Raw genomic sequence first — 13,113 nt, 5'->3', positions numbered from 1 at the left:
CAAAATGAAATTAACACAAATAATTAAGCTGAGTTTGGCATTTCTACTCACACTAGCAAGTGTGAATAGCAATGCCGAAACGCAAAAATTATATGGGGTGAAAGGCCCTAAACTGGTACACCAAAAAATATCTGATAAGACTCACACCTATGTGGTCAATGGAGTCAGTTACACCACCAAACACCCGAGTACGGCTAAGCACTACGCCAAAACAGGGGGAGGAAGTTACTACCACCAAAAATTTTCAGGACGTAAAACCTCCAATGGTGAATATTATGATCCTAATCGCTATACAGCAGCACACAAAACGCTGCCATTAAATTCTTACGCCTTGGTCACCAATTTACACAACGGCAGAAAAGTGATCGTAAAAATTAACGATCGCGGCCCTTTCATAAAAGGAAGAATTATTGATCTTTCTCTTGTTGCCGCAAAAGAACTGGGGATTATTCATCGTGGTATCGGACAAGTTCGCGTTGAGGCGCTACACGTTAATCATAAAGGGAAAATTCTCGGTGCGGGAACGCACAGTCTTGCTAAAATGGTGAAAACACCAGAAGCCGTAAAACGTTTGGATCTATCCGCAAAACAAAGTGCGGTGCTTTCAGACACAGATTTTTCAGGTTATAAAGTAAAAATGCTAAACTTAACCTACAAACAAGCAATACAAATGGCGAAACAAGCCAAACGCTTAAAAGTCAAAACAAAAATTGACTCAAATAAAAAATCTCACAGTATTTCCTTTGGGCCATTTAAAACTAAACGTGAAGCACAACAATTTAAAGCCAAACTTCATAAATTAAATGGCACTAAGCCACTGATTATTTATAGCCACAAATAAATTTAACTCTATTTAGGACGTAAGGAACTATGTTTAAACATATGCTTAAAAAAACCAAATTTGCCCTTATCACTGCTACATTATGCGCAAGCCATTCTGTAATGGCAGAAGATATTCAATATGGCATTGCCGCACCACAACTTAATGCACAAACCTATATTTTAATGGATTACAATTCTGGTGCGGTGTTAGCAGCATTTAACCCTGATCAACGCCAATACCCTGCTTCGCTCACCAAAATGATGACAAGCTATGTGGTGGGCGATGCGTTAAAACAAGGCAAAATCCACGATTCGGATATGGTTACCATTGGTAATAGCGCTTGGGGTAAAAATTTCCCGGGTTCATCAAAAATGTTCCTAAATTTAAACCAGCAGGTTTCCGTTGCCGATCTTAATCGCGGGATCATCGTGGTATCGGGCAATGATGCTTGCGTGGCAATGGCGGAACACGTTTCAGGCTCAACACAAAATTTCATCAATGCAATGAATAAATATGTGGAGCAGTTTGGTCTGAAAAACACCCATTTCACCACCGTACACGGCTTAGATGACGAAAATCAATATTCTTCCGCCCGTGATATGGCATTAATTGGCGCACATATCATTCGTGATTTACCTGAAGAATACAAAATCTATGCAGAAAAAGAATTCACTTTCAACAAAATTCGCCAACCAAATCGCAATGGCTTGTTGTGGGATAAAACCCTTAAAGTCGATGGTATGAAAACAGGCCATACAGACAAAGCCGGCTACAACCTTGTGGCTTCCGCATTGGGCAACGGCAATATGCGTTTAATTTCAGTGGTGATGGGCGTGCCAACTTACAAAGGCCGTGAAATTGAAAGCAAGAAATTATTGCAATGGGGATTTGCTAACTTTGAAACCTTCAAAGCCTTAGAAGCCAACAAAACCGTTTCTGAACAAAGCGTTTATTATGGCGATAACAGCAAAGTGCAACTTGGCGTATTGCAAGATCAATTTATCACCTTGCCAAAAGGTCGCCAAGCAGAAGTGAAAGCCCGTTATGATTTAGACAAAAAATACCTTGAAGCGCCACTGGCGAAAGGCCAAGTGGTGGGCAAAATCACCTATCAGCTTGATGGTAAAGACATTGCTAAAGTAGATTTACAAGTAATGAACAATGTTGAAGAAGGCGGTTTCTTCGGCAAAATCTGGGATTGGTTAGTGCTAACTGTAAAAAGTTTATTCAGCTAAACTTGAAATTGGCAAAATCTTCCCAATCTAAAGCTCAAATGGCCGCACTAAACAAAGTGCGGTCTAAATTTTTAACAAATTTGAGGACAAAAAAATGGCAGAACAAGAAAAAGTCGTAAAACTTGAAGATATTCCACAAAAGCAACTTAAAGATCTTCTTGAATTCCCTTGTGATTTCACCTTCAAAGTGGTGGGCGCAAACCGCCCAGATTTAGCTGATGATGTGATCGCTGTGGTACAAAAATATGCCAAGGGCGATTATAATCCGCGTGAAAATGTGAGCGGAAAAGGCACATACAAATCCATTTCTGTGGATATTGTGGCTGAAAATATTGAGCAAGTGGAAACCCTTTATAGCGAACTTGCCAAAATTGACGGCGTAAGAATGGTGCTTTAATCTGCATAAACAATAAGGTAAAGGCGATGACCCAATCCATTATTATCCGCCAACTTGGCGTGCAAGATTATCAAGAAATTTGGCATAAAATGCAGCAATTTACTGATAATCGTGATGAAAATACCCAAGATGAAATCTGGCTCGTTCAGCACCCTGCGGTGTTCACCCAAGGCTCTGCGGGCAAGCCTGAACATTTATTGCAACAAAGCGCGATCCCTGTGGTGCAATCGGATCGTGGCGGACAAATCACCTATCACGGATTGGGTCAGCAAGTTATGTATGTGTTGATCGACATTAAACGCCTAAAAGCGCAAGGCAAAGATCTCAATGTACGCCAACTGGTTACCGCTCTTGAACAATCGGTGGTGCAAACGCTGGCAGATTACGGCATTGAAGGCTATCCCAAAGCCGATGCACCAGGGGTGTATGTGGACGGCAAAAAAATCTGCTCGCTCGGTTTACGCATTCGCAAAGGCTGTTCTTTCCACGGTTTAGCGCTAAATATCAATATGGATCTTACGCCTTTCTTATACATTAACCCCTGTGGTTATGCTGGGCTTGAAATGTGTCAAATGGCAGATTTTATCCCGCAAGAAGAAGCACAGCCAGACAAGGTTTCGCCCAAATTAGTTACACACTTCACCCAATTATTGGGGTATAATTCCGTAACAAATTCTTAACAAAAATAGGAGCGTTAATGGCAACGCCTTTTAAAATGGAACGTGGCGTAAAATATCGTGATGCCGCAAAAACTTCCATTATCCCAGTAAAAAATATTGATCCCAACCAGCCTTTATTGAAAAAGCCTGAGTGGATGAAAATCAAACTGCCAGCCAATTCAGCAAAAATTGATAGCATCAAAAATGGTATGCGCCGCCACGGCTTGCATTCAGTGTGCGAAGAAGCATCTTGCCCTAACTTGCACGAATGTTTTAACCACGGCACGGCAACCTTTATGATCTTAGGCGCAATTTGTACGCGCCGCTGCCCATTCTGTGATGTGGCACACGGCAAGCCTTTACCGCCTGATCCTGACGAGCCACGCAAATTAGCCGAAACTATTCAGGATATGAAATTACGTTATGTGGTGATCACTTCGGTGGATCGCGATGATCTACCTGACCGTGGTGCAGGCCACTTCGCTGAATGTGTGAAAGAAATCCGCGCGCTTAATCCAGGGATCAAAATTGAAATCCTTGTGCCTGATTTCCGTGGACGTATCGAACAAGCACTAGAAAAATTAAAAGATAATCCACCAGATGTGTTCAACCACAATTTGGAAAATGTGCCACGCTTGTATCGTGATATTCGCCCAGGGGCAGATTATGAATGGTCGCTCAAATTATTGCGTGAGTTCAAAGCAATGTTCCCTGATATTCCAACCAAATCAGGCTTAATGGTGGGCTTAGGCGAAACCAACGAAGAAATCTTGCAAGTGATGCAAGATTTACGCGCCAACGGCGTAACAATGCTCACACTCGGGCAATATTTGCAACCAAGCCGCCATCACTTACCTGTGGCGCGCTATGTTCCGCCTGAAGAATTTGATGAATTCCGTGATAAAGCCAACGAAATGGGCTTTGAACACGCCGCCTGCGGACCTTTCGTGCGTTCTTCTTACCACGCCGATCTCCAAGCCAGCGGCGGATTGGTGAAATAATCTCGCTATTAAGTAAATCACTCTTACATTAAGAGCGGTGAAAAATTTCAAGATTTTTCACCGCTCTTTTTCTACATAATAAAAACCCCGCAAAATAAAGTGCGGGGCTTTTTTGCGATTTTTTTCAATTAGCCCTGTTCGATATGACCTTGATCTAAATGTACCACATCAACTTGATTATTCGGTGCAACTTGGAAGGCTTGACCAAAACCTTTAACGAATAACCCTTGTTGTGGGATCAAATGAAATAGCGAGAAATCTTGGAATTGAACCAATTCTTGCATCACCTTGCCGTGGCGATTTTGCAATAATTCTGTGCCAATTTGCCATTGTTCAGAATCCCTCGCCACTTCCACAACTTGCGCATCAGCAGTTAAGCGATGACGAGCAAAAATCTGACGGCTGTCGCTTTCATCTTCAATGAGCATAATGGAAACCTTGCCATTATTTTTTAGATTTCGCGCGTGCTTGGCAATGGTGGAAATAAAAATGTAGTAGCCTTGCTCCCCTTCGGCAAAAGGGGCATAGCTCACATTGGGAATGCCATTTTCATCAACCGTGGCTAACAGCAAGGTTTTGCATTGCTGTTTTAAGGCCTGAATTTCTGGCGTAAGGCGTTGATTTAAACGTTGTTGGCGATCTAGCATAAATTATCCTTATTTTTTAACTGGTTAAATTTTGAAACTTGTTCGGGAATGAGCTGGCGTTGCTCGTCACGTCCAAGATAAATTTTAAATAGCACCTCATCTTCATCAGTAATGAATGCGATGGCATAACTTTCTTTACCGCGGAACGGTTTGCTCAACAAAACAATGTGCTTCACTTTGTCTAACTGCAAATGTCCGTGTAAAGCAATGCCGGCTTCCCTTTTCATATTGAGATTGAAATAGCCGTAACCAAATTGTCCTTGGGGAAACACGCCGCTTATCTCAAAAATCGATCCCGCTTTTTCCACAATGGTAACCACGTTGCCCCAAGTGTGAATTTCTGCCAACAATTCCACCGCACTTCCGTTATAAAGATGAATAAAGTGCGGGGGTAAATTTTGGATTATTTTTCCTTCTTTTACTTTGAGTTGTGCAGCAAGATCAAGGGTGTGCAAATCAGGATTATCTGCCAATGCCTGCGCAATTTGTTGTTGTATCATTGTTTATCCCCCAAATTAGAATTGATAAGCTAACGATACTTTGACATTGCGCCCTGCTTCAGGGGTTAAGCTGAAAGCTGGGGTGTAGGCCTTATCGAAAATATTTTCCACCGCAAAATCAATGCGTAAATTTGACCATTCGCCTTTTTGTGGCGCATAGCTAGCGGTAATATCCGTTAAGGTATAAGACGGATAATGCCCATTATGTGATGTAGGTACACGTTTTTGTGCAAAATAGTGACGCACTTTTGCCCCAACGTAAAGGTTTCTGGCACAAGCGCATAAGATGCCGCAAGAACAATTTTATCCGCATTGATATTTTCTAAGGCTTCGCCCGTTTGGCGATCCTTACCACGCAATACGCCATACTGAAGATCCGTTGACCAACGTGGCGTTTCGTAATGAGCGGCAAGTTCCGCCCCTCTTAAACGCGCGTTTTGTACGTTACGATATTGGAATAATAATGTGTGTCTTTGCATTCCAATTTGCTGTAATTCAATAAAATCTTTTACATCATTTTGGAAAACCGTTGCGGTGAAGCTGAGCTTATCTTGCGCTGCCCACAAATCTTGCCAGTGGAATTTGGCGCTCAATTCTTTATTTTTCGCTACTTCGGCTTTGAGATCGGTATTTTCTACAAATATCGCTTCTGCCATTCCTTTAAAACCGAAATGATGACCTGAAATATAACGTTCTTGCAGGCTTGGTGCGCGGAAAGCTTCTGCATATTTTGCGCTTAAATTCAGCCAAGGGGTGGCACGATAATCCAAGGTAACGGAAGGGGATAAGTGGTTTTTGCGATAACTTTGGCTTTGTTTTTCTGAACTCTGGTAGCTATCAAAACGTAGCGCTGGCGAAAGCACTAAATTCTCAGTGAGATTAATATGACTGAGTAAATAAGCGCCCCACACATTGGCTTTTGCATCATAAGGATTTGGGCGATAATTGGCAGTAGAATAATCACGACAACGAGGCGAGGTCGCGTTGCTGCAAGTACCGTCTTGCGCTTTTTTCTCGCGTTTTGTTTTTACTCTGTCTTGATAAAAATCTACCCCATAAATCAAGGCAACACGCTCAAACTCGGAGGCATTACGCAAGTTAAACCCCGTGGTTTTATAATGAGTTTCATCATTGGTGCCTGTGCGAAGATTGGTTTCGGTTTCTTTGGTATCATTGATATACAGCGTTAATTCACCATTCACCAAGCGGGAATCTGGATTGAAAAGATAACGCAATGACGCAGAACGATCTTTTACTTTTTGTGCAGAAAGATCAGCGATACCGCCAGCTTTGCCATAATCAGGCTTGCCACCGCTTGCATAAATTTGCCCTACTTCTGCAACAAAATCATTCGGCGTATAAGGATCGTACATCTCATTATTAGCTGGCGCAGTTTGTTTACTTTGCGTGCCGCGCAGGTTTAATTCTAAACGATGATGATCATTTATTTGCCAACCTGCTTTAACTAAGCCACCTTGCTGAGTAAGTTCGCTATGCGGCAATTTGCCTAAATCCTTACCTAAACGTAAGTCTTTATTTTTATTGTAAAATCCTTGAATTAACCAATCAAACTGACCATTTGCACCATAAACTGCCAATTCACTTTGTGAACCTGAATCTGCCGAATGATAGCCTTGCTTGATCAATGCCCCCCAAGTTTCGTTGGGTCTGAGCAAGTCAAAGGCGTTCAAAGTTCGCATTGCCACCACACCGCCTAATGCGCCACTGCCCCATAAGGTACTTGCAGGCCCTTTCACCACTTCGACTTCGCTTAACATACTGGTTGGTAAGAAATAAGATCCACGATGCTCTAAATTAAAATTTTGCCGCACGCCATCTACCACCTGAACCACTCTTGTTCCACTTAAACCACGAATAGCTGGCTTTTTTGCCAGTGTTCGCGAACCGCCTGCAATCTCCACATTCGCTTGTGTCGATAAGGCTTCCACCACGCTAGCAGGCTGTAAAGTATCTAATTGAGATCGATTTAAAATGGCGATATTTGCTTGATCTTTGGTGTATTGCGTGGGATCGCGCAACGCTTGAACGTTAATTTGTTCTAACTGCTCTGCCGCATAAGCCGTGCTACAAATAGTCGTACAAATCGTTGATGCTAGTGCGAGATACAGCGGTGAAAACTTCATTTTCATAAGTGTTTTTTATCCTTTTTGTTGTTGATAAGTTGTCATTTCCAAAAAAATTTCGCTTATCTTAAAAGGCAAAAAAGGATTTCCAATGCTACTGATAATAATTTTCATTTTTATATAATTCCAATCCTACCTAAAACACAGTATGCGCCACAAACAAGGAATTTTATGCGTAAAATCAATTGCTTAATTTATGGACTGGGATTTCTACCTGCTATTTCACTTGCTCAAAGTACAGATTTTCAACAGCAGTTACAACAATCCGCCGTGCTTTCCAAAGAACTCAACCAAAATACACCGCACTTGGCTAAACCTGCTGGGGAAATGTTTAATAGCAATCTATCCAACGCGCCGCAACAAGCAGGTGATCTGCATTTTGAATTAAAAGAAATTGAGGTAAAAATCCTCTCAGAACAAGGCTTAGACACGCCAGTTAATGAAGATCTTTCTACACTCATTTCGCCTTATTTAAATCGCCCAATTACGTTGGCTGATCTGAATGAACTAACGCGCCAGATTACCCTTTATTATCGTCAGCATAATTATCTTGTTGCGCGTGCTTATTTACCCCAACAAACCATTGAAAATCAACGTGTTATTATTGGTTTAATGCTAGGTAATGTTGGTGAAGTTCGTATTGACAATCAAAGTCGTTTTAAGACTAATTTTGCTCAAAGAATGGTAAATACCAGCGTGAATTCACAGCCCTACTTAGCACAAAGTGAAGTTGAAAAATTATCGTTATTACTCAATGAAGTACCTGGTATCAACGCACAGTTAGGGATTCAAGCAGGACAAAATAGAGGTAGTGCAGATGTTAATATTCAGCTAAAAGACAGCAAACTATGGCAAGGTTATTTTTTCACTGACAACCAAGGCACGTCTGAAACTGGCAAATATCGTCTAAGTGCGGGAATAAAAATGTTGAATTTAGCAGGAATGGGTGATCAGTTTAATCTTGATTTACTCAGTTCACAAAATGCTCGGTTAAAAAATATTCGTGCTGAATATTCGTGGATCATTGATGGCTACGGCACAAGATTTGGGGTATTTGGTTCTTATCTACACTATAAATTAGGCAAAAATTTCACCGCACTTGATGCAAAAGGGAATAACCAAACCCTAGGCGCTTACATTTTACACCCGACTATTCGCCAGCCTAATTTTCATTTGAATACTAAATTAACCTTTAGTCATAGCCGTATCCGCGATGCGCAAGGCATTCCACAACCTATTGAAAATATTGCAAAAATTAATCTTATCAATCTTTCATTCAACGGGGTATGGAATAGTTTTGCGCGTGGCACCACCTATTTCAATCTTGGGGCAGCTGTTGGACGAGAAAATAACCATAGCACCGAGGCTTGGCAAAATCGCCCGATAGATTGGCAAGCAATAAATTTACCTTGGTCAATGCTGAAATTGCGCACGAACAAATGCTACCAAAAGACTTTGCCATTGAAGCGAGCATTAAAGGGCAAATGGCAGATAGAAATATTTCTAGCAATCAAAAAATGTTACTTGGCGGCACTAATGGGGTGAGAGGTTATCGAACTGGTGTTGCGTCAATCAGCGATGGCATTCTTTCGCAAATTAATCTGAAGCATTATCAACCGCTGTTGCAAGATTCTTTGCTTGTCAGCTCGCTGTTTTACGATTTTAGCGCAGGTAAAAAATACCACAAAATTCAAGCATACGAGCAACGCCCAGAACAACATAATCACATTAAATTGCAATCTGTTGGTGCTGGCTTACAACTCTTTTCGCCAAACAATTACAGCCTTTCTTTTTACTATGCAAAACCGATTGGCGCACGTCTTGAAAAAGAGAAAGAACACCAAATTGGCTTGTCATTGCTAAAATTATTCTAATCAGATAAGGAGAAAAAATGAAATCCGCACAACAACTTAGTCTTATTTCTCTTGCGATTCTTTCCTCAACAAGTCTTGCTGCACAACTTGATCCGAATGCCTTACCTAAAGGGCATCAAATTGTACAGGGTGAAGCTCAAATTAATACACAAAATAATGCGATGACAATTAAACAAAATTCTGATCGCGTTTCGATTAATTGGGAAAGTTTTGATATTGGCCGCCAAGCTAGCGTTGAATTTCAGCAGCCTAGTTCAAGTAGTATTGCTTATAACCGCGTTACTGGGGCGGATGTTTCTACCATTCAGGGCAAGCTCAGTGCCAATGGGCGTGTTTTTCTTGCCAACCCAAATGGCATTATTTTTACCAAAGATGCGCAAGTCAATGTAGGCGCGATTCTAGCCACCACAAAAGATGTAGAGAAAATCAGTGAAAAATCACGATATGGTCGCGATACTGTTACTTTTACAAGAAAAAAACAGCAAGAAGGTGAAATCATCAACCAAGGCACAATTAATGCACAAGACGCCATTATTTTGCTGGGCGATAAGGTGAAAAATCACGGAACGCTGAATCTCACAGGCAAAGCATCAGAAAAGGCGCAAGCCAATTACTGGGGGGAATTAGAGCGCATTCAAATACAAAATAAAACAGTGCTTTTGGCAACTGGCGAAAATTTCACTCTTGATTTAGATAATTTTAACGTTGTGCTTACTGGCAATGAAATGGCTAGCTTAATTGAAAATGATGGCGTTATTTTGTCCAATGATCGCATTGAACTTACCGCAAAAGGCAAAGAAATGGCAAAAGATATTGCTATTAATAATAACGGTATTTTGGAAGCTAACAGCATTGCAATTGAAGGTGGAAAAATTCTTTTAGGCAATAACTCTGATATTCGTTATGGGAAAAATCATACTAGTGGCGCAGAATTAACCATTACGCAAGTAGGCAAAGCGGAAGGCAATGGGGTAAAAATTAGCGGAAAAATCACCGCACTTACGAATGTTAAAAAAGCCAATGCGCAAAATAACCAATACAATAATCGCTTTAAAAAGAATGAATTAGCTTTAGATGAAAAAGGTGATGTGTATTATACCGATAGTGATTACACGTTAAAAACAGCGAAAAAAGTGGATCAGGGGCTGCAAAGTGCGGATGGAAATCTCTATATTTATCAGAAAAATGGCGTGTTTGAAATTTTAGCAAAAGGCGCTTATCAAGATTATCAAGCAAGCGCTGGCGGTGCAGAATTAGCTTCAAATCTAAGAAAGCCGGCCCTACAAATGGCATACCAAAAACCGATTTTAACCATTAATTACTTAGAGAAAGAAAATAATGTGAGTAATGTGGAAACGCGTCTTGGTACTCAACTTGATCCTGTTAATGCAAAAATTGCGGAACAAATTAAAGCACAGATTGATGCTGGCAATTTGGTTTTCTTAAAACCTGATGAAATCAGCAAGATCGCAAGCCAAGTCATCGAAGAACAAAAAAATGCCTTGCTAGCCAAAACCAAGCTTTCTGAAAATGAATTAAAAACCCAATTAAATGGCAATCTTTCAAGCATTACTGTTGGTAACGAAACCCATAAACGAGAAGGGTTAATTTTCACTGAAAAATTACAACAGTTTGCCCAAGAGTTAGATCAGAAAAATCAAGTGGATACCAGTCATAGTACCACTTTTGACGATCTAAAATTATTAGCCAGTTTGTTAGATCGAACCACCAGTTTTGGCGAAAATCGCGAGGCCACTCAAACTGCGTATGTGAGTGCTGATAAAAAAACGCTTAAGGTAGTTCGTGTTGATGAAAAACTTGCGGACAAATTACAGCGTAAACTCGCCTTGCCACTCACCACGATCCAAGCTGATAGCGCAATCAATATTGAAAATGCGACCTTTACGCACAGCCCCGAAAGTCAGCATAATCTGTTGTTGCTCACTGCGCATAAAAACACGGATTCCAACACATTCACCCTCAATAATGTAACTTTTAACTTGGGCAAAGGTTCTGTTGGAATAGGTAATGCGCAAACGCCACAGCCATTACAAGAAGAAACCCTGTTATTAAAAGAGGTGAATGGGAAAACTCAGCCGCTTTATACGTTATCAGGAAAAGCATTAGAACCCCAAACCGCACAGGAGCTACTCCAATCCATTCAACTTACAGACTCTGCGGACTATATCTCTTTTACCAATAAGGAAGGTGAAAAAATCAAGTTTACTGATTTATGGCAATCATTTCTCAACCATATTGGTACACAGGAAATTGGTGATCTAAATAATCAAGGCATTTATTCTTTTGCCTTAGACCAGTTTTACCAATTTGCAACTGAAAAAGCGAATTCAGTAGATAAACGTCAAATTGAAATTATTTTACAACGTTCCAATCTAGACAATGGATCGTTTTACAATAAATATACAAAAAAAGAACCGCTCTTTGAAACAGCAAAAAGCGTCCAAACTATCGCTGGATTAAGTACAAAACAGCCTAGCTTTAATGTAGCATTAAATGATGTGAATTTTACCAGTGGCAAAGATTTTGTTATCGCAGATGGATTTAAAGACGTAAGTCTAAATCGTGTGAAAACCAATGGTGAAATCGGTATTTTCATTAATTCAGGAAATATGCGAACTTATACCGCTCAATCTTCAAACCTTGCTTCCCCAGAAACGAAACAGGGCTATGAATATGTTATTGCCGATTTAAAAGAACGCGTACTGAGAGGGGGCTTCCCTTTGCCTGATAAACGCTATAATCTTCTCGATGAGCAAGGCACAAAACGAAGTAAACGAGAATTTGCTACGGCATTTGTTGATTGGGTAACAAGCGAGGCAACCGCCCGTTCTTATATAAAAGATACCCATATTCAAATTAATGATAGCCAGCTAAATAGCCAAGAAGGGTTTATTCATCTTTTTGCTGAAAATATTGACCTTGATAACAGCACGTTATCTGTCAATTACAGTAAACCGCTTTATGAATCCTTTATGCAAAATGCAAATAAACTGGCGTTAAATGGACAAAATATCGGTCTAAAACACAGCAAACTCACCGTAAAAGGAGCGGATACTTACGGCTCTTCTGCCCTTGCGCCTGCTGCGGGGATTTTCCTTGTGGGCGATATTTTAGGGGAATCTAGCGAAATTTATGCCAAAACATTCCAAGGTTATTCAATTAGAACCTATGGCAATACGATCTTGCGCGGTAAAAATAATCCGACTGATTTAACCATCACCGCGATCAATACCGGCCACTATGCAGAACCAGATGTAGGCTTAGGTACATTCAGTAATGATAATTTTCTTGATGCTGTTGCTTTTCATCCTGGTGATGCTTCCAGAACTAGCACCATATTAGACAATATTACGCTCAATGCCCTTGCCCCAAATGGCGCACGAGCTTTTGAAAGTATGGACACAACCAATCACCCAAATGCGGTCAGCATTAAAGTGAAAGAAAATGCGATAATGAACTATTATGAGCAACCTCGAATTTTTTCATTTGAATCAAATGTTATTGCGGGAAAAGCTCGCTCACGCCACGAGAACATTTACAACTCCTTGATAGAATTGAGAATAATCCAATCACTCAATTAGGCGCACAAATAGATTCCGCTCAAAGTGTTCATTATAATATTCCTACGGAATTTGAAGAGGATATAACGATAAAAGAAGAACCATTAATTGATCTTTGTGAAACAGATGAAACAGGCAAATCACAATGCCATCAATATTCTCCTTCACAAAATTCTAAAGTCAGCATTGGGGAAATCTCGGAGTTATAACAAAACAAAAAAATTGGCTAGCATTAATATTACTAGCCAATTT

Annotated in this window: 12 protein-coding genes; 8 read left to right on the top strand and 4 right to left on the bottom strand. The window is 40.5% G+C overall.

The annotated features are described in order from the left end of the window. Window positions 1–4: 4 nt before the first annotated feature. The 5 genes from C3007_RS08075 (at window position 5) to lipA (ending at window position 4,115) form a co-directional block, all read left to right on the top strand. Window positions 5–841 carry a septal ring lytic transglycosylase RlpA family protein gene (locus C3007_RS08075; RefSeq protein WP_103853970.1) on the top strand — a complete coding sequence of 279 codons (837 nt, stop codon included), beginning with the start codon at window positions 5–7 and terminating at the stop codon, window positions 839–841. A gap of 29 nt (window positions 842–870) precedes the next feature. Then, a complete protein-coding gene (locus C3007_RS08070) occupies window positions 871–2,058 on the top strand; it encodes a serine hydrolase (protein WP_103853969.1) in 1,188 nt (395 codons plus the stop codon). 94 nt (window positions 2,059–2,152) lie between these two features. Further along, on the top strand, window positions 2,153–2,455 hold the full coding sequence (gene ybeD, locus C3007_RS08065) for a DUF493 family protein YbeD (RefSeq protein WP_103853968.1): 303 nt from the start codon (window positions 2,153–2,155) through the stop codon (window positions 2,453–2,455). A gap of 26 nt (window positions 2,456–2,481) precedes the next feature. After that, entirely contained in the window at window positions 2,482–3,135 is a 654-nt protein-coding gene (lipB, locus tag C3007_RS08060; protein ID WP_103853967.1) for a lipoyl(octanoyl) transferase LipB, read from the top strand. 17 nt (window positions 3,136–3,152) lie between these two features. After that, entirely contained in the window at window positions 3,153–4,115 is a 963-nt protein-coding gene (gene lipA / locus C3007_RS08055) for a lipoyl synthase (protein WP_103853966.1), read from the top strand. Window positions 4,116–4,243: 128 nt separating this feature from the next. Here the strand turns inward: lipA and hutZ are convergent, their stop codons facing one another. From hutZ to C3007_RS08040, 4 genes are read right to left on the bottom strand one after another with little or no spacing between them, the layout of a single operon-like run. Further along, on the bottom strand, window positions 4,244–4,762 hold the full coding sequence (gene hutZ / locus C3007_RS08050; RefSeq protein WP_103853965.1) for a heme utilization protein HutZ: 519 nt from the start codon (window positions 4,760–4,762) through the stop codon (window positions 4,244–4,246). Continuing rightward, on the bottom strand, window positions 4,756–5,262 hold the full coding sequence (gene hutX / locus C3007_RS08045; RefSeq protein WP_103853964.1) for a heme utilization cystosolic carrier protein HutX: 507 nt from the start codon (window positions 5,260–5,262) through the stop codon (window positions 4,756–4,758). The genes hutZ and hutX overlap by 7 nt, the downstream gene beginning before the upstream one ends. A gap of 15 nt (window positions 5,263–5,277) precedes the next feature. After that, on the bottom strand, window positions 5,278–5,508 hold the full coding sequence (locus C3007_RS11800) for a TonB-dependent receptor (protein ID WP_256594083.1): 231 nt from the start codon (window positions 5,506–5,508) through the stop codon (window positions 5,278–5,280). After that, a complete protein-coding gene (locus C3007_RS08040; RefSeq protein ID WP_256594082.1) occupies window positions 5,439–7,412 on the bottom strand; it encodes a TonB-dependent hemoglobin/transferrin/lactoferrin family receptor in 1,974 nt (657 codons plus the stop codon). Before C3007_RS08040 ends, C3007_RS11800 begins: the two co-directional genes overlap by 70 nt. 165 nt (window positions 7,413–7,577) lie before the next feature. Between C3007_RS08040 and C3007_RS08035 the strand changes: the two genes are divergently transcribed. Genes C3007_RS08035 through C3007_RS08030 form a run of 3 tightly spaced genes read left to right on the top strand, consistent with a single transcriptional unit; the run spans window position 7,578 to window position 12,882 of the window. Beyond that, window positions 7,578–8,951, top strand: coding sequence for a ShlB/FhaC/HecB family hemolysin secretion/activation protein (locus tag C3007_RS08035; protein ID WP_243397675.1), 1,374 nt, complete (start codon window positions 7,578–7,580; stop codon window positions 8,949–8,951). Then, window positions 8,846–9,280, top strand: coding sequence for a BamA/TamA family outer membrane protein (locus C3007_RS11725; protein WP_243397674.1), 435 nt, complete (start codon window positions 8,846–8,848; stop codon window positions 9,278–9,280). The genes C3007_RS08035 and C3007_RS11725 overlap by 106 nt, the downstream gene beginning before the upstream one ends. Window positions 9,281–9,297: 17 nt before the next feature. Continuing rightward, window positions 9,298–12,882: a two-partner secretion domain-containing protein gene (locus C3007_RS08030; protein WP_103853963.1), complete on the top strand. Its 3,585-nt coding sequence runs from the start codon at window positions 9,298–9,300 to the stop codon at window positions 12,880–12,882. Window positions 12,883–13,113 lie beyond the last annotated feature (231 nt).

This window comes from Avibacterium gallinarum, assembly GCF_002921135.1.
Classification (GTDB): domain Bacteria; phylum Pseudomonadota; class Gammaproteobacteria; order Enterobacterales; family Pasteurellaceae; genus Avibacterium; species Avibacterium gallinarum.
The sequence above is the reverse complement of the archived record's forward strand: the minus strand, read 5'-3'. Positions and strand labels throughout refer to the sequence as shown.

Coding starts and splice junctions, on each gene's coding strand:
- C3007_RS08075 (WP_103853970.1), top strand. CDS start 5: ATGAAATTAACACAAATAATTAAGCTGAGTTTGGCATTTCTACTCACA.
- C3007_RS08070 (WP_103853969.1), top strand. CDS start 871: ATGTTTAAACATATGCTTAAAAAAACCAAATTTGCCCTTATCACTGCT.
- ybeD (WP_103853968.1), top strand. CDS start 2,153: ATGGCAGAACAAGAAAAAGTCGTAAAACTTGAAGATATTCCACAAAAG.
- lipB (WP_103853967.1), top strand. CDS start 2,482: ATGACCCAATCCATTATTATCCGCCAACTTGGCGTGCAAGATTATCAA.
- lipA (WP_103853966.1), top strand. CDS start 3,153: ATGGCAACGCCTTTTAAAATGGAACGTGGCGTAAAATATCGTGATGCC.
- hutZ (WP_103853965.1), bottom strand. CDS start 4,762: ATGCTAGATCGCCAACAACGTTTAAATCAACGCCTTACGCCAGAAATT.
- hutX (WP_103853964.1), bottom strand. CDS start 5,262: ATGATACAACAACAAATTGCGCAGGCATTGGCAGATAATCCTGATTTG.
- C3007_RS08040 (WP_256594082.1), bottom strand. CDS start 7,412: ATGAAAATGAAGTTTTCACCGCTGTATCTCGCACTAGCATCAACGATT.
- C3007_RS08035 (WP_243397675.1), top strand. CDS start 7,578: ATGCGTAAAATCAATTGCTTAATTTATGGACTGGGATTTCTACCTGCT.
- C3007_RS11725 (WP_243397674.1), top strand. CDS start 8,846: ATGCTACCAAAAGACTTTGCCATTGAAGCGAGCATTAAAGGGCAAATG.
- C3007_RS08030 (WP_103853963.1), top strand. CDS start 9,298: ATGAAATCCGCACAACAACTTAGTCTTATTTCTCTTGCGATTCTTTCC.